Genomic DNA, 22,315 nt, shown 5'->3' with positions numbered 1-22,315 from the left:
ACAAACACCCAAAACACCCCCCCCCCCCCCCCCCCCCCCCCCCGCCCCCCCCCCGCCCCCCCCCCCCCCCCGCGCCCCCCCCCCCCCCGGCCCCCACGGGCGGGTTGACGGCTCGTCACTCGGTGGGCTCCACGCCCGCCCGGATCAGGCCGTAGGTGTACGCGTCCTCCAGCGCCAGCCAGGAGGCGGCGACGACGTTGTCGGCCACGCCGACGGTGGACCACGTCGACGTGCCGTCGGTGGACTCGATCAGCACCCGGGTCTTGGAACCGGTGCCGTGCTGGCCCTCCAGGATGCGGACCTTGTAGTCGACCAGTTCCAGCTTGGCCAGCTGCGGGTGGATGCCTTCGAGCGCCGTGCGCAGGGCCTTGTCCAGCGCGTCGACCGGGCCGTTGCCCTCGCCGGTGGCGATCCGGCGCACGCCCTTGGCCCACAGCTTGACCGTCGCCTCGTTGCCCGTGAAGCCGTTCGGGCCCTGCTCGCTGATGGTCCGCCAGGACTCCAGCGTGTAGAAGCGCTCCCGGCTGCCGCGCACCTCGTCGCGCAGCAGCAGTTCGAAGGAGGCGTCCGCGGACTCGTACGTGTAGCCGAGGTTCTCCTGCTCCTTGACCCTGGCGACCACCCGGCCGGCCAGGTCGCGGTCGGTGGAGAGGTCGTAGCCGAGCTCCTTGCCCTTCAGCTCGACCGAGGCGCGGCCGGCCATGTCGGAGACCAGCATCCGCATGGTGTTGCCGACCAGCTCGGGGTCGATGTGCTGGTACAGGTCCGGGTCCACCTTGATCGCGGAGGCGTGCAGCCCGGCCTTGTGCGCGAAGGCGGAGTAGCCGACGTACGGCTGGTGGGTGGCAGGGGTCAGGTTCACCAGCTCGGCGATGGCGTGCGAGATCCGGGTCATCTCGGCGAGCCGGCCCGCGGGCAGCACCCGGCGGTCGTACTTGATCTCCAGCGCGCCCACCACCGGGAACAGGTTGGCGTTGCCGACCCGCTCGCCGTAGCCGTTCGCGGTGCACTGCACGTGGGTGGCGCCGGCGTCCACCGCGGCCAGGGTGTTGGCGACGGCGCAGCCGGTGTCGTCCTGGGCGTGGATGCCGATCCGGGCGCCGGTCGAGGCGATCACGTCGGCGACGATGTCGCGCACGCCGGCCGGCAGCATGCCGCCGTTGGTGTCGCACAGCACGACCACGTCGGCCCCCGCGCGGTGCGCGGTGCGGACGACGTCGAGCGCGTAGTCGCGGTTGGCCCGGTAGCCGTCGAAGAAGTGCTCGCAGTCGATGAACACCCGGCGGTCCGCGGCCCGCAGGAACTCGACGCTGTCCCGGATCATCTCCAGGTTCTCGTCCAGGGTGGTGCGCAGGGCCAGTTCGACGTGCCGGTCGTGCGCCTTCGCGACCAGGGTGACGACGGGGGCGCCGGAGGTGACGAGCGCCGCCAGCTGCGGGTCGTCGGCGGCCCGGCCGCCCGCCCGGCGGGTGGCGCCGAAGGCGACCAGTTGCGCGTGTTCGAGCGTGAGCTCGGCGGCGGCGCGGGCGAAGAACTCCGTGTCGCGCGGGTTGGCCCCGGGCCAGCCGCCCTCGATGAACCCCACCCCGAAGTCGTCCAGGTGCCGGGCAATGGCCAGCTTGTCGGCCACCGTGAGGTTGATGCCCTCCCGCTGCGCGCCGTCGCGCAGGGTGGTGTCGAACACGTGGAAGCTGTCGTCGGTACGGGTGACCTCGGTCATGACCCCTGGTTCTCCGTTCGGGGAGGTTTCGTACTGCTCTGCCGGTTCGTCGTCCCGGCTCCACTGTCCAGCATCCCGCGCGCGGCCCCGGTGTCCCCGAGCCCTTCGTGGGGGCTCTCGGCCGGTCCGGGAAACAAAAAGACCCCTCGCGGGTGCGAGAGGTCTGCGCGCGGGTCTGGACGCTGGTGGTCGCTCCGCATCGGGTCGTGCGGGAGCGGTCACTGCGGACCGGCGCGCCTGCTGCTAATAATCAGCGACAGCGAGGACACGCTGGCAGTCTGGCACACCCTCCGCGGTCCGGCCCGCACGTCTCGCGATGCGAAACGGTGCGGGCCGGAGGCGGTGGGGCGGGAGCGGAGATCAGACGATCTTGTGCAGCCAGCCGTGGGTGTCGGGGCTCTGGCCGCCCTGGATGGCGAGCAGGGCCTTGCGCAGCTCCATGGTGACCGGGCCGGGCTCGCCGGTGCCGACCGTCCAGTCGGCGGCGGCGGACTTGACCGAGCCGACCGGGGTGATGACGGCGGCGGTGCCGCACGCGAAGACCTCGGTGAGGGTGCCGTCGGCGTTGGCCTGCTGCCACTCGTCGGTGGAGATCTTCCGCTCCTCGACGGCGTAGCCGAGGTCGGCGGCCAGGGTCAGCAGCGAGTCGCGGGTGATGCCGGGCAGCAGGGCGCCGGACAGCTCCGGCGTGACGATCTTCGCGTCCTCGCCCTCGCCGAAGACGAAGTACAGGTTCATGCCGCCCATCTCCTCGACCCACCGGTGCTCGGCGGCGTCGAGCCAGACCACCTGGTCGCAGCCCTTCTCGGCGGCCTGGGCCTGGGCGACCAGCGACGCGGCGTAGTTGCCGGCGCACTTGGCGGCGCCGGTGCCGCCGGGGGCGGCCCGGACGTACTCCTTGGACAGCCAGACCGAGACCGGCTTGACGCCGCCCGGGAAGTACGCGCCGGCCGGGGAGGCGATGATCATGAACAGGTAGGAGTTCGCCGGGCGCACGCCCAGGCCGACCTCGGTGGCGAACATGAACGGCCGCAGGTACAAGCTCTGCTCGGGCTCGTTCGGCACCCAGGCCTGCTCCTGCTGGACCAGCAGCTCGACGGCCTCGACGAAGGTCTCGACCGGCAGCTCCGGCATGGCCAGGCGGCGGGCCGAGGCCTGGAAGCGGGCGGCGTTGGCCTCCGGGCGGAAGGTGGAGATCGAGCCGTCGGCCTGGCGGTAGGCCTTCAGGCCCTCGAAGATCGCCTGGCCGTAGTGCAGGGTCATGTTCGCCGGGTCGATCTCCAGCGGCGCGTACGGCGCCAGCTGGGCGTCGTGCCAGCCCCGGCCCTCGGTCCAGCGGACGGTGACCATGTGGTCGGTGAAGACGCGACCGAACCCGGGGTTGGTCAGCCGGGCCTCGCGCTCCGCGTCGGACAGCGGGCTGGCGGAGGGCTTGAGGTCGAACGTGATGGGCGCCTGGGTGGGCGTGCTCATGGCTGTGTGTCCTTCACCGTGGGGTTGGTTCGGGCCGCCACCGCCGGCTGAGCGTCGCTGCGGGCGGGTGAACGCCCGAACACACGCACAACGGCACGGCCCACTGTCGATACTCGCATCCAGAGGGCCGTGCCGAACAGTCGCCTGCCGCTTGGGAAGCTGCAAGCTGCGGTTATGTGGTCCGGCCCCGCGGCCGGATTCCCTTGTGGGGGTCGCGGCCCGTAATCGGCCGGAACTCCGCTGGTCGGATCCGGCCCCCTCAGCCGGATACTCGGGCGGCGAGCGCGTCGCCGACCTGGGAGGTGGTGCGGGTGCCGGAGCGCTCGGTCAGGTCCGCGGCGACCGCGGCCTCGACCCGGGCGGCCTCGGCGGCCAGGCCCAGGTGGTCCAGCAGCATCGCGACCGACAGCACGGTGGCCGTCGGGTCGGCCTTGCCCTGGCCCGCGATGTCCGGCGCGGAGCCGTGCACCGGCTCGAACATCGACGGGAACTCCCCGCCCGGGTTGATGTTGCCGCTCGCGGCCAGGCCGATCCCGCCGGTCACGGCGGCGGCCAGGTCGGTCAGGATGTCGCCGAACAGGTTGTCGGTGACGATGACGTCGAAGCGCTCCGGCTGGGTGACGAAGAAGATGGTCGCCGCGTCGACGTGCAGGTAGTCGGTGGTGACCTCGGGGAACTCCGCGCCGACCTCGGCGAAGATCCGCGTCCACAGGTGGCCGGCGTGCACCAGCACGTTGTTCTTGTGGACCAGGGTGAGCTTCTTGCGCGGCCGCGCCTGCGCCCGCCGGTAGGCGTCGCGCACCACGCGCTCGATGCCGAAGGCGGTGTTCAGGCTGACCTCGGTGGCCACCTCGTGCTCGGTGCCGGTGCGCAGCGAGCCGCCGTTGCCGACGTACGGGCCCTCGGTGCCCTCGCGGACGACCACGAAGTCGATCTCGGGCTGCCCTGCCAGCGGCGACGCGACGCCCGGGAACAGCCGGCCCGGCCGCAGGTTGATGTGGTGGTCGAAGGCGAACCGCAGCTTCAACAGCAGCCCCCGCTCCAGCACGCCCGACGGGACGCTCGGGTCCCCGATGGCGCCGAGCAGGATCGCGTCGTGCCCCTTCAGCTCCGCGAGGACCTCGTCCGGCAGCGTCTCCCCGGTCCGGTGGTAGCGCCGGGCGCCGAGGTCGTACTCGGTGGTCTCCAGCTTCACCTCGGCGGGAAGCACGGCCCTGAGGACCTTGAGCCCTTCGGCCACGACTTCCTGGCCGATGCCGTCACCGGGGACAACTGCGAGACGAATCGTGCGAGACATGCTCGGACCCTACTCCGGTGTCCCAGGGGCTGACACCTCGCGTCCACGATTCGGACGCGTCAGAGTGAGGTCGAGAGGAAACGGCTGTCTCGTCACCAGGCGGTCGGGAAAAACCCCGGTCGGAACGTAGTCACTCGACGCCAGGTCCAACTCGTAGGTGTGGACGACCGGGCGGTCCTGCTCGTACTCGACCCGCCAGAAATACCGGATACCGGCGTTCGCGTACTTGCGCGGCTTGAGCTCACGATCGCGCTCCGCCGATTCCTCCTCAACCACTTCGACCACCAGCAGGACGTCCTGCGCGAGACAGAACGTCTGGTCGGGGCCAGTGTCCGCCCTGGCGTCCACCACCATCACGTCCGGCTCCGGTCGGTTCCGGGCGTCAAGCTTCAATCCCATCCGGCCCCAGACCTCCCAGCCCTCCGGCGCCTGGTCCTCCAGCTGCCGTTCCAAGGTGCTGATCGTCCTTGAGTGGAACATCGTCTGGCGCGACGAGAAGATCAGGCTTCCGAAGAGCAACTCCGTGTGTGGAGGGAGATTTTCGAGCCGATCAAGGTCGTCGGCGGTGTGGCCCGTGGCGGGAGGGCGAAGCCACTCCGGCATGTCATCGAGATCCATCTCCTTGTGCACGGGAAAACCTTGGCAGAACTGGCCCCGAGGCTGCTTCCACACCACCCGTTCGAAGGAGCGCGTACGCCCGGGAATGCGCTGGGGGCGCACTTACTGTGGCGGAGATCGGGATTCCTCGTAGAGCGGGGCGCAGCGTGCGGGCTGGGTGGCGGCGGGAGGGCGGGGTCTGTGCGGGGGCGGCGGGGCTCGCGATGGGTGGGTACGCGCTGGCCGCCGGGCTCCGCGGGGCGTGGCCGCCCGGGGCGGACGACCTCGCGGTGCCGTTCCACGCCCACATGTGGGACCTCGTGCACGGGCGGGCGGCCGGGGACCTCCTGTTCAACTGGAACAGCGGGTACGGAGTGCCGTTCCTCGCCGACTTCTTCGCGTACCTGATGAACCCGTTCTCCTGGCCCGCCGCACTCCTCCCCCGCGACCAGGGACACCTCGCGGTCCTCCTCGTCACCCTCGCGAGCATCGGCCTGGGCACCGCCCTGATGACGCACGTCCTCGGCCGCCTGCACCCGGGCCCGCGCCGGCTGCGCGCGCTCACCGCCGTCGGGTACGGGCTCTGCGCCTGGGTGCTGGCCGTCGGCGGGGCGGCGCCGCACTGGCTGTGGGGCCTGGTCTCGCTGCCGCTGCTGTGCCTGGCCGGCGACTGGTGCCTGCACGAGCGCCGCTGGGTGCTCGGCTCGCTGTGCGTCGCGCTCGCCTGGGCCGGCAACCTCTACACCGCCGCGATGGCCACCATCACCGCCGGACTCGTCCTCGCCGTGCGGCTGCTGGCGACCCCCCGGCCGTTCCGCCACCGCGTCCGCACGACCGGCCGGGCCGTCACGATGGCCGTCGCCGGGGTCCTGCTCGCCTCCCCCGTCCTGTTCGTCGCCGTCCGGGCCGCCCGCGCCGCCCAGCCGGAGTCGCCCGTGGAGCCGCTCGGCCCGGACGGCTTCGGCGGGCACCTCGCGCAGTTGCTGCCCGGCACGCACGGTGGCGCCCCGCTGCCGGACGTCGCCATCGGCCTGTTCGGGCTGCTGCTGGTGTGCGGGCTGCCGTTCAACCGGCGGGTGCGGGTGCGCGAGCGGGCGGTGTGGTGCGGCGCGCTGGCGCTGGTGGTGCTGAGCTTCGTCTGGACGCCGACGGTGCTGGTCTGGCACGGCCTGGCGATCCCGGCCGGCGGGCCGTACCGGGTGGCGTTCGCGCTGAGCGGGCTGCTGGTGCTGGCCGCCTGGGTGTCGCTGGCGCACCGGCCGGACCTGCCCGCGCTGCTCGGCGGGGCCGCCGTGATCGCGGTGATCGCCGGACTGGCGGCGGGCCGGCACTCCGTGCGGACGTCCACCTGGCTGCTGCTGGCGGTCGGCGGGGCGGTGCTGCTCACCGCGCTGTGGGCGTCGGAGCGGTGGCACGCCGACCGGCGGGCCGGCGCCGCCCTCACCTGGGTGCTGGGCGGCGCGGTGCTCGGCAATGCCGTCTGGTCCGGCTACGCGGCGCTGGCCCCCGGCCCGGAGGGGACGGCCTCCGGCACGGCGGTGCGGGCCGCCCACGCGGCGGTGCGCCGGGCCGCGGACTGGCCCGCCGGGCGCAGCGACCCGGGCCCGCACGCCTTCACCCCCAACGACCCGCTGCTCCTCGACGGCCAGGGCGGCGGCTACTTCAGCGGCTACCTGCCGACCGTCGCCGCCCTGCTCCTGCACGACCTCGGCGCGGGCTGGACGGCGGGCGGGCGGAGCACCGGCAGCGTCACCGACCCGGTCGGGCAGGCGCTGTTCGCCGTCCGCGCCCACCTGGACGACGGCCCCCCGCCGGACGGCTTCGCCCCCGGCCGGGCCGCCGCGCCGCCGCTGGTCACCGTGCTGCCGGCGGGCCACCGGGTGGACACCACCTCGGTGTGGTCGCGGCAGGAGTCGCTGCTCGGCGGCCCGGTGTACGACGCTCCGGTGCCCGTCCCGGCGGGCGGCCCGGCGCCGACGCCGCACGGCAGCAGCGGCTGGTCGCTGCCGGGCGGGGGCGCGGCGACGGAGTTCACGGCGGCGTGCACGCCCGGCGGGACGGCGTTCTTCCACGGCGTCTGGTACCGGGGCACGGTCAGCGGCCTCGGCACCACCTACCGCAGCGAGGGCGACCAGCCGACCACCGCCGTCCCGGTCCACCGGCTGGGGCCGGTCCCGGCCGACGGGCTGGTCCGGGTGGCGCTGCGGTCCGACGGGGTGAGCCAGGTCCCGGCCCGCCCGATCGGCTGCCTGCGGCCGGGCGCCCTGGAGGCGGCCGTGGCCCGGCTGACGGCGACCGGCGCGACCCGGGTGACGGCCGGCGGCCACGCGCTCACCGCCGTCCTCCCGGCCGGCTCGACGGGCACGGCGCTGGTGTCCGTCCCGGCCACCGAGGGGTGGACCTGCGCGGCCGGCGGCGGCCGGCCCGCGGAGCCCACACCGGTCCTGGGCATGATCGGCGTCCCGCTGGGGGCGGGGGCGGACCGCGTCACGTGCGCGTTCCGGCCGCCCGGCCTCACCGAGGGCCTGGTCGTCACGTCCGCGACCACGGCGGCCCTCGCCCTGGTCGCCGTCTTCACCCGCGTCTCCCGCCGCCGCCCGCCGCACACCCCGCGCCGCGTCCGCCGCCGGGAGGCCCGCGCGGCACAGGCCGGCTGACGGCACGCGGAGGGGCGGCCCGCGCGTGTCGTGCGGGCCGCCCCTCCTTCCGTCCGGGGGTCAGGGAAGCACGACCACCTCCGCCCGCCGGGCGCCCGGGTTGAAGTGGTGGAGCAGCAGGACCGAGGACGTGTCGCCCGCCGCCCGGTGGACGTCGAGGACGGTGCCGGGCCGCGCCGGGGCCGCGATGGCGGCCGGTCCCGCGATCCCGGCCCGGACCGTGACGGCCGGGTGGAGCACGTCGACCGCGACGGTCGGCCGCACGCCCCGCAGGCCGATCGACCCGAAGGCGTCGGCCGGGTCCGGCTTGCCCTGGACGGCCGGGCCGGTCCACACGCCGTACCGCACCACGCTGTGGCCCTCCTTGACCCCCGGGAGGGCCGCGATCCGCACCGGCAGGACCAGCACCTCGCTGTCCAGCAGGGCGGTGTCGACGTCGCCCCAGCGGGCGTTGAGCGGCTGGACGTCCAACTCGGCGCCGGTGCGGGCGTCGAGCGCGCGGGCGACCAGTACGTCGCTGCCGCGCTCCCGGTCGGCCTTCACGATCACGTCGGCGACGCCGTCCCCGTCGGTGTCCAGCGAGACCCGGACCCCGTAGAGGCCGACGGGCGTCGTGGCGGGAGCCCAGAGCCGGGCACCGAAGTAGAGCGTCCCGGAGTCCGCGGCGGCGCCGACGGCCCGCAGGTTCGCCGCCCGGTCGCCGGGGTGTTCGACGCACACGTCCTCCGGCGCCGGCGCGTCCCCGCCCGACTTCTCGGGCACGATGCCCGAGCCGGGCCGCAGCCCGGCGCCGCCGCCGGGCGGGCAGTCGGCCCAGCGGGCGCCCTCGCCGCCGAGGGCGAAGGCACTGACGAGTCCCGGCCGGTCCCCGGGGGCGCTGCTCCCGCCGAGCACCAGCAGGGTGCCGTCCCGGGCGGTGCGCACCGGGGCGGAGGCGCTGAGGCCGGTGGCGGGCCGCGGGGCCGCGAACACCGGGACCCGCAGCTCGGGCAGGGCCGGGTCGGTGACGGGGCTGAGCAGGACGCGTCCGGAGAGCTCGCCCCGGTAGGAGCGTGCCTTGCCGCCCTGGACGGCGTCGAGGGTCGGGTCCGGCGCGCGTCCCAGCTCTCCGGGGACGCTGAGCGTCACCCGGACGTGCGCGGTGCCGCCCGCCGGGACGTCGACCTGCTCCGGCGCCACCTCGTAGTGGGCGCCGGGCAGTTCGGTGGCCGCCGCGTACCCGGTGCGGTAGCTCAGCGGCGCCGCCGAGTGGTTGCGCACCTCGATCTCGCGCCGCAGCGCCGTCGGGCCGCCGACCTCGACCGGCCCGAAGGAGACGCCGACGGAGCCCTCGACCGCGCCGTCCCCGGAGGCGTAGGCGACGGCCGGGGTGCGCACGGCCCGGTCGACCGCGGCCCGGCCGGCGCCGGTGCGCTCGGGGCCGTAGACCGGGCTGCCGCGGTCCGCGTCGAGGCGGGTGTCGACGGAGGTGTTCATCAGCGCCGCCTTGACCTCCTCGACCGGCCAGTCCGGGTGGGCGGCGCGGACGAGGGCGGCGAGCCCGGCCACGTGCGGTGTGGCCATCGAGGTGCCGTCCTCGCGCTGGCCGCCGCTGCCGCTGCCGGCGAGCGCGGACCAGATGCTCTCGCCGGGGGCCGCGAGGTCGGGCTTGACGACACCGGGCAGGCCGATGCCGCGCGAGGTGAAGTCGGTGAGGGTGTCGGCCCGTTCGGGCTGGAGCTGGGAGACCGAGCCGTGCAGCGGGTTGCCGGGGGCGGCCAGCCGGACCTCGGCCCCGCCGGCCGCGGCGGCCCGGCGGAGCCGCTCGCCGTCGGCGCGGGCCAGCAGGGCGACGGGGATGCGGTCGTTGCCGGCGATCTCGGGCAGGTGGTCGCTGTCGGCGGCGTAGAGGGCGCCGATCGCGCCCGCGTCGGCGGCGTGGTCGGCGCGCGGGCCGGAGTTGCAGGCCCGCTCGGACTCGCGGGTGGCCCAGGCCAGCACCGCGACCTTGCCCGCGAGCCGCTGCCGGTCGGCCGCGCTGAACGCGGTACAGCCGTCCGACTGGTCGGCGGGCAGGGCGAGTCGGCCGTGCACGTCGGCGGTGGACCAGCCCTGGTAGCGCTCGCTCCAGTGGGCGGGGACGGCGCCGGCGAGGTCGGCCGGGGCGAGCACGGTGATGCCGTCGGTGTCGGCGTGCCCGTGCACGGAGGCGGCCACGGCGATGGCCCGGGCGGCGGTGCCGGGGCTGCCGCTGATGCCGTAGACGTCCCCCTCGTTGCCGGCGGCGGCGACCACGACGGTGCCGAGCGCGGCCAGGTGGTCGACGGCCACCGCGTCGGCGTCGTCGGGGCTGCCGAAGCGGCTGCCGAGCGAGAGGTTGACGACGTCGAGGCGGTCGCCGAGGTCGCCGTCGCCGTTGGGGTCGGCGGCGAGGTCGAGGGCCTGGGCGAGGCGGTCGGTGGAGCCCTCGCAGCCGAACACCCGGATCGCGTACAGCTGGGCGCCGGGGGCCGCGCCCGGGCCGATCCTGAAGCCGGCCGGGTCGAGGCCGGCCCGGTAGGGCCCGGTGTAGGTGCGGCCGTCGGCGGTGACGCCGAGACCGGCCGCGGTGCCGGCGACGTGGGTGCCGTGGCCGTTGCGGTCGCAGTCGATGGGGTTGTCGCTGGGGTGCGGCACCGGCTGGTGGTGCGGGGAGGACGGGTCCGGGTCGTAGTCGTCGCCGACCAGGTCCTTGCCGCCGATCACCTTGGCGGTGGGGAACAGCGCGGCCGGGGCGGGCTTGCCGCGCTCGACCGACCGGTAGGCGGCCTCGGTGCCGGGGCCGCCGAAGTCCGCGTGGGTGTAGTCGATGCCGCTGTCGATGACGCCGATCCGCACGCCCTTGCCGGTGTTGCCGTCGCTCCCCGTCCCGCTCGCGGCGGCCTCCCACACCTGTGGGGCGCCGGTCAGCGGAACGGAGTACGCGTTGTCGCGCTGCTTGCGGACGATCGGGTGGACGGCCCGGACGCCGGGCAGTGCCCGCAGCGCGGCCAGCCGGTCGGCGGGCGCGGTGACGGCGAGGCCGGTGAGCAGGGTGCGGGTGCGGTACAGCTCGCGGGCGGCGGGCACGGCCCGGTGGACGGCCGTGGCGGCCCGGTCCAGCGCGTCGCCGGCCCTGGCCCGCTGGTCGGCGCCGGCCCTGGCGGCCGCCCGGCGGACCTCCTCGGGGGAGCGCCGGGCCCGCCGGGAGTCGTCGGCGGCGCGCCGCCAGGCGGGGCCGGCCGCCTCGGTGCCGAGTTCGAGCAGGACGGACGCCGCGCGGCCGGACCCGGGCGGGTCCGTCGGCGGACTGCCGCCGGCCGGCGCGGCGGCGAGCGCGGCCGGGCCGACCAGCAGGGTCAGGGTGACGCCGATCCGGGCGAGCGAACGGCGGACGGTTGGCAGACGCACGTGGGCCCTCTCCCCCGGCAAGGGGGACGGATCCGCACACCGAGGAGGTCGCTGACGCCCGCCCGCGCGGGCGTCGATCACCCTTCCGGGGGCCCCAAATTAGGATGATCGCGTCGGCCGGTGCGAGCACCGTCCCCCGGACGGAGGCAAGGTGCACTCTCCCGGGTGACCGTCCGTCAGCCCGTCCGGCCCAGTTGGCAGATGAACGCCCGGACGGCCCCGCCGGTCAGAGGTGGCCGGTCGCACCGCCGTTGTCCCGGCGGTCCAGCGAGCGCTGCAGCGCGGCGGCGGCGAAGGGGTTCCGCTCGGCGGACCGGCGGCGGCGCGGGGCGCGGACGGGGGTGGCGGCGGGGGCGGGAGAGGCGTGGCGGTCGGCGGTGGAAGGCATACCGGACTCCTTGGAAGCGGCGCGCAGAAGCACGACATGGTGAGGGGAGGGGTACGCGCAGAGGCAGGGGTCGCCTGCCCGTGAAGGCGCACGCACACACGGGCCGCGCGCCCTGGCTACAGGGGCGGCACACCGTATGGCTCTTCCACGGTACGACCCCGGCCCGGCCGTGTCTGCACGAATACTTGGATTTCCTAGTATCTGAGACGGGAGTCACCCGCACGCACGCAACCGGGCCCGGACCACCGTCGAAACGGAGGTCCGGGCCCGGTACGGAGCCTCGGGAGGGTCAGCCCAGGTCGACCGACCGCGCGAAGCGGGCGCCGATCTCGGCGGCGATCGCCGACAGCACGTCCTGCGGGATCTCGCTGTCCACGGTGAGGGACGCGAGCGCGCCGCCGCCGTCCCGCGCGACCTGCATGCCGGCGATGTTGATGCCGGCGTCGCCGAGGTGCTTGCCGAGGACGCCGACGACGCCCGGGCGGTCCTCGTACTTGAAGAAGGCCATGTGGTCGGTGAGCGCGACGTCCACGTCGAAGGCGTCCACGCCGACGATCTTCTGGGTCTGCTTCGGGCCGGCCAGCGTGCCGGAGATGGCGATCTCCTCGCCGTCGGCGAGCGTGCCGCGGACGGTGATGACGTTGCGGTGCTCGGGGCTCTCGCTGGAGGTGGTCAGGCGCACCTCGACACCGCGCTCCTGGGCGAACAGCGGGGCGTTGACGTAGGACACCGTCTCCGCCACGACGTCCTCGAACACGCCCTTCAGCGCGGACAGTTCGAGCACCTTGACGTCGTGCTGGGTGATCTCGCCGCGGACCTCGACGTCGAGCCGCACGGCGACCTCGCCGGCCAGCGCGGTGAAGATCCGGCCGAGCTTCTCCGCGAGCGGCAGGCCCGGGCGCACGTCCTCGGCGATCACGCCGCCCTGGACGTTGACGGCGTCCGGCACCAGCTCGCCGGCCAGCGCGAGGCGCACCGACCTGGCGACGGCGATGCCGGCCTTCTCCTGCGCCTCGTCGGTGGAGGCGCCGAGGTGCGGGGTGGCGACCACGTTGTCGAAGGCGAACAGCGGGGAGTCGGTGCACGGCTCCTTCGCGTACACGTCGAGGCCGGCGCCGGCCACCCGGCCGTCGCGCAGGGCGCTCGCGAGCGCCTCCTCGTCGACGATGCCGCCACGGGCGGCGTTGACGATGCGCACGGTGGGCTTGACCTTGTGCAGCGCCTCGTCGCCGATCAGGCCGATCGTCTCGGGGGTCTTCGGGAGGTGGACGGTGATGAAGTCCGAGACCTCCAGCAGCTCTTCGAGCGAGACCAGCTTGACGCCCATCTGCGCGGCGCGGGCGGCCTGGATGTAGGGGTCGTACGCGACGATCTTCATGCCGAACGCGGACATCCGCTGCGCGACCAGGACGCCGATCCGGCCGAGGCCGACGACGCCGAGGACCTTCTCGCTCAGCTCGACGCCGGTGTACTTGTTGCGCTTCCACTCGCCCTGCTTGAGCGCGGCGTTGGCCGGCGCGATGTTGCGGGCGACGGAGATCAGCAGGCCGCAGGCGAGCTCGGCGGCGGTGACGATGTTGGAGGTCGGCGCGTTGACGACCATCACGCCGGCCTTGGTGGCGGCGGCCACGTCCACGTTGTCGAGACCGACGCCGGCGCGGGCGACGACCTTCAGCCTGCGGGCGGCGGCCAGCGCCTCGGCGTCGACCTTGGTCGCCGAGCGGATCAGGATCGCGTCGACGTCGGCGATCGCGGTGAGCAGCTCGGTGCGGTCGGCACCGTTGCAGTGGCGGATCTCGAAGTCGGGGCCGAGGGCGTCGACGGTGGCGGGCGACAGCTCCTCGGCGATCAGTACGACGCCGGTTCTCACAGTGTTGTTAGCAGTGCTCACGACAGTGTGTCCTTAACTGTCCGGTTCCCCCGGGCACGGCGGTGGCGTGGAGGGCGGGGGAAGGTGGCATGCCGCGTAGGTAGACGCACGACGCTGTGGGCCTGACGCGCACTCGGAAGTGTATCGACGGGCGGAGTACGAGGCTGCTCCCGTCCGGCGAAATCACCCGGACGGGAGCAGCCTACTTGTACAAGGGAGTTGCGGAACGGGGCGGACCCCGGGCCGGGTCAGGCCTTCTCGTTGACCCAGCTCATCAGCGAGCGCAGCTTCTTGCCGGTGGTCTCCAGCAGGTGGTCCTCGTCGGCCTTCTTGTACTCGTTGTACTTGGGCAGACCGGCCTTGTACTCGGCGATCCAGGTGTTGGCGAAGGTGCCGTCCTGGATCTCGGCGAGGACCTTCTTCATCTCGGCCTTGGTGGCGTCGGTGATGATGCGCGGGCCGGTGACGTAGTCGCCCCACTCGGCGGTCTCGGAGACCGACCAGCGCATCTTCTCCAGGCCGCCCTCGTACATCAGGTCGACGATGAGCTTCAGCTCGTGCAGGCACTCGAAGTAGGCGATCTCCGGCTGGTAGCCGGCCTCGACCAGGGTCTCGAACCCGGCCTTCACCAGGGCGGCGGTGCCACCGCAGAGGACGGCCTGCTCACCGAACAGGTCGGTCTCGGTCTCCTCGGTGAAGGTGGTCTTGATGACGCCGGCCTTGGTGGCGCCGAGGCCCTTGGCGTAGGACAGCGCCAGGGCGAAGGCGTTGCCGGTCGCGTCCTGCTCGACCGCGACGATCGCGGGGACGCCGCGGCCCTCCTCGTACTGGCGGCGGACCAGGTGGCCCGGGCCCTTCGGGGCGACCATGCAGACGTCGACGTCCGCCGGGGGCTTGATGAAGCCGAAGCGGATGTTCAGGCCGTGGCCGAAGAACAGGGCGTCGCCGGCCTTCAGGTGCGGGGCGATGTCCGCCTCGTAGACGTCGGCCTGGATCGGGTCCGGCACCAGGATCATGATGACGTCGGCCTCGGCCGCGGCCTCGGCCGGGGTGACCACGCGCAGGCCGGCCTCCTCGGCCTTGGCACGGGACTTGGACTCGGGCTTGAGGCCGACGCGGACGTCGGCGCCGGAGTCGCGCAGGGACAGCGCGTGGGCGTGGCCCTGGCTCCCGTAGCCGATGACCGCGACCTTGCGGCCCTGGATGATGGACAGGTCGGCGTCGTCTTCGTAGAACAGCTCGGCCACGGGGGCACATCTCCTTGCGTGATGGGTGCCGGGTACGCGGTGCCTACCGTATTCGCACCCGGCGGGGTGTGGGGTCTTTGTTCAGCGTGTGAGAAACGCCGGTTACGCGCTGCGGTCCAGGGCGCGGAGCGAACGATCGGTGATCGAACGGGCACCGCGCCCGATGGCGACCAGGCCGGACTGGACCAGTTCCTTGATGCCGTACGGCTCCAGCATCCGGAGCATGGCCTCCAGCTTGTCCGAACTGCCGGTGGCCTCGATGGTCACCGCATCGGGCGACACGTCGACGGTCTTGGCACGGAACAGCTGGACGATCTCGACGATCTGCGACCGGGTCTCGTTGTCGGCGCGGACCTTCACCAGGACCAGTTCCCGCTGGATCGCAGCGGCCTGGTCGAGTTCGACGATCTTTATCACGTTCACGAGCTTGTTGAGCTGCTTGGTGACCTGTTCCAGCGGGAGGTCCTCGACGTTGACCACGATCGTCATCCGGGACACGTCCGGATGCTCGGTCGGGCCGACGGCGAGGGAGTCGATGTTGAAGCCCCGACGGGAGAACAGCGAGGCGATGCGGGCGAGCACGCCGGGCTTGTTCTCGACCAGGACGGAGAGGGTGTGCTTGGACATGTCGTTCCTCAGGCGCACGAGGGGGGTCCGGCGAAGCCGGTCCCGAGAAGGGTGGCGGTGGGCGACGGGAGGGCGGGGCGTCAGTCGAGGTCGTCGCCGAAGTCGGGGCGGATGCCCTTGGCGAACTGGATCTCGTCGTTGTTGGTTCCGGCCGCGACCATCGGCCAGACCATGGCGTCCTGGTGGACGATGAAGTCGATGACGACCGGGCGGTCGTCGATCGCCATCGCCTGCTCGATGACCGCGTCCAGGTCCTCGGGGCGCTCGCAGCGCAGCCCGACGCAGCCCATCGCCTCGGACAGCTTGACGAAGTCGGGGATCCGGGTGCCGCCCTGCTCCGGCGGCTCGACGCCGTCGTGCCCGGGGCCGGCGTGCAGCACGGTGTTGGAGTAGCGCTGGTTGTAGAACAGCGTCTGCCACTGGCGGACCATGCCCAGCGAACCGTTGTTGATGACCGCGACCTTGATCGGGATGCCGTTCAGGGCGCAGGTGACCAGCTCCTGGTTGGTCATCTGGAAGCAGCCGTCGCCGTCGATCGCCCAGACCACGGCCTCCGGACGGCCCGCCTTGGCGCCCATCGCGGCCGGGACCGCGTAGCCCATGGTGCCCGCGCCGCCCGAGTTCAGCCAGGTGGCCGGCTTCTCGAAGCGGATGAACTGCGAGCTCCACATCTGGTGCTGGCCGACGCCCGCGGCGTAGATGGCGTCCGGGCCGACGATCCGGCCGATCCGCTCGATGACCTGCTGCGGCGAGAGCTCCCCGGCGGGGGCGGGCTCGTAGCCCAGCGGGTAGGTCTGCTTCCACTCGTCGAGCTTCTGCCACCACTCGCTGTAGTCGCCCTTGTGGCCGGCGTCGAACTCGGCCTGGACGGCGACGATCAGGTCGGCCAGCACCTCGCGGGCGTCACCGACGATCGGCACGTCGGCCGGGCGGTTCTTGCCGATCTCGGCCGGGTCGATGTCCGCGTGGACGACCTTGGCGTACGGGGCGAAGCCGTCCAGCTTGCCGGTGACGCGGTCGTCGAAGCGCGCACCGAGGGTGAACAGCAGGTCCGCCTTCTGCAGCGCGGTGACGGCCGGGACGCTGCCGTGCATGCCGGGCATGCCCAGGTGCTGCGGGTGGCTGTCGGGGAAGGCGCCGAGCGCCATCAGGGTGGTGACGACCGGGGCGCCGGTCAGCTCGGCCAGGATCCGCAGCTCGGCGGTGGCCTGCGCCTTGATCACGCCGCCGCCGACGTACAGCACCGGGCGCTTGGCGCCCACCAGCATCTTCGCGGCCTCGCGGATCTGCTTGGCGTGCGGCTTGGTGACCGGACGGTAGCCGGGCAGCGAGGTCTCGACCGGCCAGCGGAAGGTCGTGGTGGCCTGGAGGGCGTCCTTGGCGATGTCGACCAGGACCGGGCCGGGGCGGCCGGTGGCGGCGATGTGGAACGCCTCGGCGATCACCCGGGGGATCTCGGCGGGGTCGGTGACCAGGTAGTTGTGCTTGGTGATCGGCATCGTGATGCCGCAGATGTCCGCCTCCTGGAAGGCGTCGGTGCCGATCGCCTTGGAGGCGACCTGGCCGGTGATCGCGACGATCGGGACGGAGTCCATGTAGGCGTCGGCGATCGGGGTGACGAGGTTGGTGGCACCCGGACCCGAGGTGGCCATGCAGACCCCGACCTTGCCGGTGGCCTGGGCGTAGCCGGTGGCGGCGTGCCCGGCGCCCTGCTCGTGGCGCACCAGGATGTGACGCACCTTGGCCGAGTCCATCAGCGGGTCGTAGGCGGGCAGGATGGCCCCGCCCGGGATGCCGAACACGGTGTCCGCGCCCACGGCTTCGAGCGAGCGGATGAGCGACTGGGCGCCGGTCATGGTCTCGACGACGTGCTGGGGAGCGGGAGCGTGGGCGGCCGGGTTGTCCCCGCGGCGGGGGGATGCGGCGTGCTCGGTCATCTGCCTGTCTCTTCTCGGGTTTTGCCGGCCCTGTGGTGCGGGCCCCAGGTGCTTCGAGGGTGGGGTCCCGGTTCGGGCCGATCGCCGGCTCTGCCTCAATCGTCCCGCTTTTCCCCGTTTCCGTGGGGTTCGCGGAGCAGTTGCGGCCAGGGGTCTTGCGTGGGTGGAACAGCGTCAGTGCAACAAAAAACCCCTCGTGCCAAGGGCATGCGAGGGGTGGCGCGTCGGTCTGTCACAAGCGGGGCGTGCGTGCCCGCTCAGCCGACGCGCCCGCCAAGTACGAGAATTCGGGTGCGCATGGCAACGACCTTCCTCCCGTTCGGGGGCGCATGTCAAGCAGGTGGGACGGCCGTCTCGCCATGCGGACCGACTCCCGGACCTGCCACCGCCCGGTGTTCGGGCAGGTCGGAGGCCCCGTGGTGATGTACGACACGCCCTCCCTGAGACTCCCCGCGGCCACTCGTCCGGGTGTCCGCGGCCAGGTACGCCCGGCGGGCCGAGAGCGAGCCGAGCGGTCTCGGCAGGGGGTAGCCGCGGCGCACCAGGGCGCGGCGCAGCCGGGGCTCGTCGAGCGGCGGCGCGAAGGCCGATCCCTGGCCCTGGCGGCAGCCGAGCTCCTGCAGGGCGGCGATCTGCCGGGGCAGGTCCACCCCCTCGGCGCCGGTGAGCAGCCCGAGGTCGCGGCCGAGGCGCAGCCCGTGCCCGGCCAGGGTGCGGCTGAGCGCGGACTCGCCGAGGTCCTGCACGAGGGAGCGGTCCAGCTTGAGGCCGTCCAGCGGCAGCCGGGCGAGGGCGCCCAGCGAGCCGCTGCCGGCACCGTAACCGGCCAGGACGGTGGCGACCCCGAGCCGGCGCAGTGCGGCCAGGCGGCGGCCGAGTTCGTCGGCGAGGGCGTCCGGGCCCATCCGGGCCACCTCGATCACCAGTTCGCCGGCCGGCAGCCGGTGGTCGCGCAGCGCGGCCGCGACGGTCTCGTACAGTCCGGGCGAGCACAGCCGCTCGGCGGAGAGGCGGACCGCTACGGGCACCGGCGCGGGGCCGGTGCGGTTGCGGGAGGGCAGGCCGCGCCGGGCGGCGGCCGCCGCCACCGCCTCGTGGATCAGCCAGCGGGAGAAGCGGGTGGCCGCGTCGCCGTGCTCGGCGGAGCGCAGGAACTCGGCGGGGGTGAGCAGCAGGCCCTTCGCCGAGCGCCAGCGGGCCTGCGCCTCGACGCCGGTCACGGCGCCGCTGCCGAGGTCGACCACGGGCTGGTGGAGCAGCGTGAAGCCGCCCTCGCGGACGGCGACCCGCAGCCGCTCGTCGAGTTCGGTGCGGCGCTCCAGGTCGGCCCGCATGGCGGGGCTGTAGAGCACCACCCGGCCCTTGCCCTCGGACTTGGCCCGGTACATCGCGAGGTCGGCGTTGCGCATCAACTCGTCGGCGCCGGTGCGCGGGTCGGCGGCCGGGCCGCGCTCGGGGGTGCCGAAGGCGATGCCGATGCTGGCGGCGACCGCGAGCTCGGCGCCGCCGATCCAGTACGGCTCGGACAGCGCGACCCGCAGCCGGTCGGCGAGCTCCTGGACCTGGAGGCGGCCGAGCGGGCCGCACACCAGCGCGGCGAACTCGTCGCCGCCGAAGCGGGCGACGGTGTCCCCGCAGCGGACGGCGCCCTGCAGGCGGCGGGCGGCCTGCACCAGGAGCTCGTCGCCGACCTGGTGGCCGGCGCTGTCGTTGACCGCCTTGAAGCCGTCCAGGTCGAGGAAGAGCACGGCGATCCCGGCGCCCGGCTCGCCCCGGCCGCCCTGCCGGTCGCGGGTGCCGAGGGCGGCCCGCAGCCGCTGGGTGAACAGCGCCCGGTTGGGCAGGTCGGTGAGCGGGTCGTGGAAGGCGTTGTGCTGCAACTGGGCCTGGAGCATGACGCGTTCGGTGACGTCCCGGCTGTTGAGGATCAGCCCGTCGCGGTGCCGGCTGACGGTGGACTCGACGTGCAGCCACTCGCCGGCGCCGGAGCGGATCCGGCACTCGACCCGGGCGGAGGGTTCGGCGGTGCCCGGCGAGCGGTGCGCGGTGAGGCGGACCCGGGCGAGGTAGCGGCGCACCTCGCCGAGCACCCGGTCGACGTCCTCGGGGTGCACGAGGTCCAGCAGGTTGCCGCCGACCAGTTCCTCCGGGTCGCGCCCGTAGACGCCGAGCGCGGCCGGGGAGACGTACGAGAGGACGCCGTTGGCGCCGGCGATCATGATGACGTCGCTGGAGCCCTGCACCAGGGAACGGAAGTGCGCCTCCTTGTGGGCGAGCTCCTGGGCGAGCGAGAGGTTGTCGAGCAGCATCACGCCCTGGCGCAGGATGAGCGCGAGGCCGACGGTGCAGGCGGCCGCGGCCACCACCCGGTCGAGCTGGCGCCCGCCGAGCGCGTTGTACAGGATCCCGGCGGTGCACACCGCGGCCGCGGCGTACGGGGTGAGCGCGCTGAACGTGGTGGCCACCCGGCGGCGCGGCAGGCCGCCGGCCGACGGGTGCTCGCGCAGCGGGCGGCGCCAGCGCGGCGACCACGGCGCCCAGGCCAGCAGCAGGCTGCCGGAGAACCAGCCGGCGTCGAGGAGCTCGCCGGAGTGGTAACTGCTGTGCAGCGCCGGGGAGGTGAACAGGGCGTCGCAGATGACGGTGACGGCGAGCGCCATCATCGCGGTGTGCACGGCGGCCCGGTTGCCGTCCCGGCCGCCGAAGCGCAGCCCGACCACCAGGCTGACCAGCAGGATGTCCAGCACCGGGTAGGCCAGCTTGAGGGCCAGGGTCAGCACCGAGCCGCCCTCGCCGGCGGCGATCCGGCCGAGCGCCAGGCTCCAGCTGAGGGTGAACAGCGAGCCCGCGATCAGCCAGCCGTCCAGCAGGAGGCAGAGCCAGCCGGCCGCGGAGCGCGGGCGCTGGGCGAGCACCAGGATGCCGGTGATGGAGAGCGGGGCGAACAGCAGGAAGGCGTACGCGGCGAGCGAGTCCTGGGGCAGGGCGGTGCGTTCGACGAGCTCGTACCAGCCCCAGGTGCCGTTGCCGAAGGCCACCGTGAGCGAGGAGAGGCCGAACAGCAGCCAGGCCGGGCGGGCGTGGCCGCCGACCGTGCAGCCGTAGACCAGGCAGGACAGCGCGGCCGCGAGGGCCGCCGCGGCGAGACCGAAATCACCCATGAAGACGGCGAGTTGGTGGGACCCCCAGCCGGTCGCGGCGCCGCACGCGTAGCTGAGGCACAGGGCGCCGAGGGCGAGGCCGGGCAGGGCGCGGCCCTCCCGCAGGCGGCGCATCGGGCCGCGTCTCGTGGTGGGCGCGTCGGCGGCCGGCGCGCCCGGCCGCTCGGCCGCGGGCAGCACCGTATCGGTGGAGCTCACTTGACCTCTCCCCCTCCGGCCCGGGACCCGGCGCCCCGGCCACGGGCCACCGGCCGCGCGCCGCTTCGCCGTACGCGGTGACCTGGCGCACCGTCAGGACGGTGGCCCAGGGGGTGGGCGGCCTTCCGGTCGCCGCACCGCACCGATGCTCCCGATCGGGACCCTACACCAATTCCGTCACTCAATGACACGCACACTGAACTTAGAGTAATGGTGGGAGGGTAGGGAAATGCACCTGATTCCGGCGGATCGGCCCGGTTGGCGGCGGCGCGCGGGCGGGGGCTCACGCGGCGCGCACGGGAGCACGCGACGGCGCCCACCGGTCCGGGGCCGGCGGGCGGGGTCCGCCTGCCGGTCCCGGGCCGGAGCGCGGGTCACCCGGTGGCGGGGGCCAGGTCGTCCGGGAACAGCCGCAGCCGGTGGGCCAGCGCGGCCGCCTCGCCGCGGCCGCCGACCGCGAGCTTGCCGAGGATGTTGGACACGTGCACGCTCGCGGTCTTCGGAGAGATGTACAGCTCCTCGGCTATCTGCCGGTTCGTCCAGCCGCGAGCGAGCAACCGGAGCACGTCCCGCTCACGGGGGGTGAGCCCGAACGACTCCCCCGCCGGTGCGGCCTGCCCCGAGGAGGCCGCCGCGGGCGCGGCCGGGGCCGGCGCCAGCCCGGCGCGGTCGGCCAGGCCGGTGATCTCGGCGACCAGCGGGCGGTCGCCGCGCGCCTCGGCCAGTTCCCGCGCCTCGCGCAGGAGTTCGGCGGCCGCCTCGCGCCGCCCGGCCCGCACCTCGGCCTCGCCCGCCCGCAGCAGGCCGAGCGCCAGCGGGTGCGGCAGGGCGACCGGCCGCAGCAGGGCGACCGCGGCGGCCCACTGCTCCGGGGTGTCGGTGCCCCCGGCGCGGGCCAGCTCGCACTCCAGCAGCCGCGCCCAGCCGTGGTGCAGCGGCGCCTTGGGGGTGAGCCCGGCCGCCGTCGCGGCGATCCCGGCCAGCGCCTCGGCCCGCCCGGCCGCGGCCTCCGGCAGGCCCCGGGAGTCCGCCTCCACCGCGGCCCCCTCGAACAGCAGCGGGTACACGTCGGCCTCGTCGCCGAGCCGCCGGGCGTCCGCGAGCGCGCCGAGCAGTTCGGCGCGGGCCTCCATCGGCCGGCCGTTCAGCCACGCGATCCGCACCGCGAGCCGGCTGATCGGCGCCGAGTGCTGGATCCGGCCGACCCGGTTGGCCTCCCGGGCCCGGGCCACGAGAACGGCCGCCTTGGGCAGGTCCCCCCGCAGCAGGGCGATCTCGCCGCGCATCCGCTCCAGGAACTCGGCGTGGGCGTTGGTGGTCTCGTCCGGGTCGCAGTCGCCCAGCACCTCGACGGCCTCCGCGAGGCGGCCGAGGTCGATCAGCGCCTCGGCCAGGTTGCCGGTCAGGATGCTGCCGCTGTTGCGCACCAGTCCGTAGCCGGCGGCGTGCTCCAGGCCCTCGCGGGCCATCGCCATCGCCTCCTCGGACCGGCCGAGCCCGCGCAGCACGCTGGCGAGGTTGTTGATGCCGCGCAGCAGCACGTCCGGCGTGCCGACCCGCCGGGAGGCCTCGACGGCGGCCCGCAGCCCGGCCAGCCCGGACTCGGCGTCCCCCTCCAGGTCGTAGCGCAGGCCGGCGAGCGTCATCCGCGCGTGCTGCTCGACGGCGTGCGCGCCGAGGGCGCGGGCGCGGCGGGGGTGAGCGGCGGCGGGGGGGTGGGGCGTGGGGGGAGCGG

At 74.2% G+C, this 22,315-nt stretch carries 13 protein-coding genes; 1 reads left to right on the top strand and 12 read right to left on the bottom strand.

The genetic code is table 11. From position 1 onward, the window contains the following. Nucleotides 1-115: 115 nt before the first annotated feature. The 4 genes from cimA to ACFV4G_RS18165 form a co-directional block, all read right to left on the bottom strand. Entirely contained in the window at nt 116-1,720 is a 1,605-nt protein-coding gene (gene cimA / locus ACFV4G_RS18180) for a citramalate synthase (RefSeq protein WP_380441411.1), read from the bottom strand. A 360-nt stretch (nt 1,721-2,080) separates the two neighbouring features. Then, a complete protein-coding gene (locus ACFV4G_RS18175) occupies nt 2,081-3,193 on the bottom strand; it encodes a branched-chain amino acid aminotransferase (RefSeq protein WP_380441409.1) in 1,113 nt (370 codons plus the stop codon). Between the two features lie 259 nt (nt 3,194-3,452). Next, nucleotides 3,453-4,490: a 3-isopropylmalate dehydrogenase gene (locus ACFV4G_RS18170; RefSeq protein WP_380441407.1), complete on the bottom strand. Its 1,038-nt coding sequence runs from the start codon at nt 4,488-4,490 to the stop codon at nt 3,453-3,455. A 9-nt stretch (nt 4,491-4,499) separates the two neighbouring features. Then, nucleotides 4,500-5,120: a Uma2 family endonuclease gene (locus ACFV4G_RS18165; protein WP_380441405.1), complete on the bottom strand. Its 621-nt coding sequence runs from the start codon at nt 5,118-5,120 to the stop codon at nt 4,500-4,502. 191 nt (nt 5,121-5,311) lie between these two features. On the opposite strand from ACFV4G_RS18165, the gene ACFV4G_RS18160 reads away from it, so the two are divergent. Beyond that, on the top strand, nt 5,312-7,744 hold the full coding sequence (locus ACFV4G_RS18160; protein WP_380441403.1) for a YfhO family protein: 2,433 nt from the start codon (nt 5,312-5,314) through the stop codon (nt 7,742-7,744). Between the two features lie 60 nt (nt 7,745-7,804). Here ACFV4G_RS18160 and ACFV4G_RS18155 read toward each other — a convergent pair whose 3' ends face one another. From ACFV4G_RS18155 to ACFV4G_RS18120, 8 genes are all read right to left on the bottom strand, one after another. After that, nucleotides 7,805-11,152 carry a S8 family serine peptidase gene (locus tag ACFV4G_RS18155; protein WP_380441401.1) on the bottom strand — a complete coding sequence of 1,116 codons (3,348 nt, stop codon included), beginning with the start codon at nt 11,150-11,152 and terminating at the stop codon, nt 7,805-7,807. A gap of 226 nt (nt 11,153-11,378) precedes the next feature. Then, on the bottom strand, nt 11,379-11,540 hold the full coding sequence (locus tag ACFV4G_RS18150; RefSeq protein ID WP_380441399.1) for a hypothetical protein: 162 nt from the start codon (nt 11,538-11,540) through the stop codon (nt 11,379-11,381). A 289-nt stretch (nt 11,541-11,829) separates the two neighbouring features. Next, on the bottom strand, nt 11,830-13,410 hold the full coding sequence (gene serA / locus ACFV4G_RS18145; protein ID WP_380441418.1) for a phosphoglycerate dehydrogenase: 1,581 nt from the start codon (nt 13,408-13,410) through the stop codon (nt 11,830-11,832). 248 nt (nt 13,411-13,658) lie between these two features. Further along, nucleotides 13,659-14,657: a ketol-acid reductoisomerase gene (gene ilvC / locus ACFV4G_RS18140; protein ID WP_030243908.1), complete on the bottom strand. Its 999-nt coding sequence runs from the start codon at nt 14,655-14,657 to the stop codon at nt 13,659-13,661. A gap of 102 nt (nt 14,658-14,759) precedes the next feature. Beyond that, nucleotides 14,760-15,284, bottom strand: coding sequence for an acetolactate synthase small subunit (gene ilvN, locus ACFV4G_RS18135; protein WP_238951331.1), 525 nt, complete (start codon nt 15,282-15,284; stop codon nt 14,760-14,762). Nucleotides 15,285-15,364: 80 nt separating this feature from the next. Beyond that, nucleotides 15,365-17,221 carry an acetolactate synthase large subunit gene (locus ACFV4G_RS18130; RefSeq protein WP_380441397.1) on the bottom strand — a complete coding sequence of 619 codons (1,857 nt, stop codon included), beginning with the start codon at nt 17,219-17,221 and terminating at the stop codon, nt 15,365-15,367. A gap of 332 nt (nt 17,222-17,553) precedes the next feature. Next, entirely contained in the window at nt 17,554-20,496 is a 2,943-nt protein-coding gene (locus ACFV4G_RS18125; protein WP_380441416.1) for a putative bifunctional diguanylate cyclase/phosphodiesterase, read from the bottom strand. Between the two features lie 458 nt (nt 20,497-20,954). Then, a partial coding sequence (locus ACFV4G_RS18120) for a LuxR C-terminal-related transcriptional regulator (RefSeq protein ID WP_380441395.1) occupies nt 20,955-22,315 on the bottom strand: 1,361 nt, incomplete at its 5' end.

Source organism: Kitasatospora sp. NPDC059747 (assembly GCF_042732955.1).
Classification (GTDB): Bacteria; Actinomycetota; Actinomycetes; order Streptomycetales; family Streptomycetaceae; genus Kitasatospora.
This window is presented reverse-complemented; position numbering and strand designations above follow the sequence as displayed.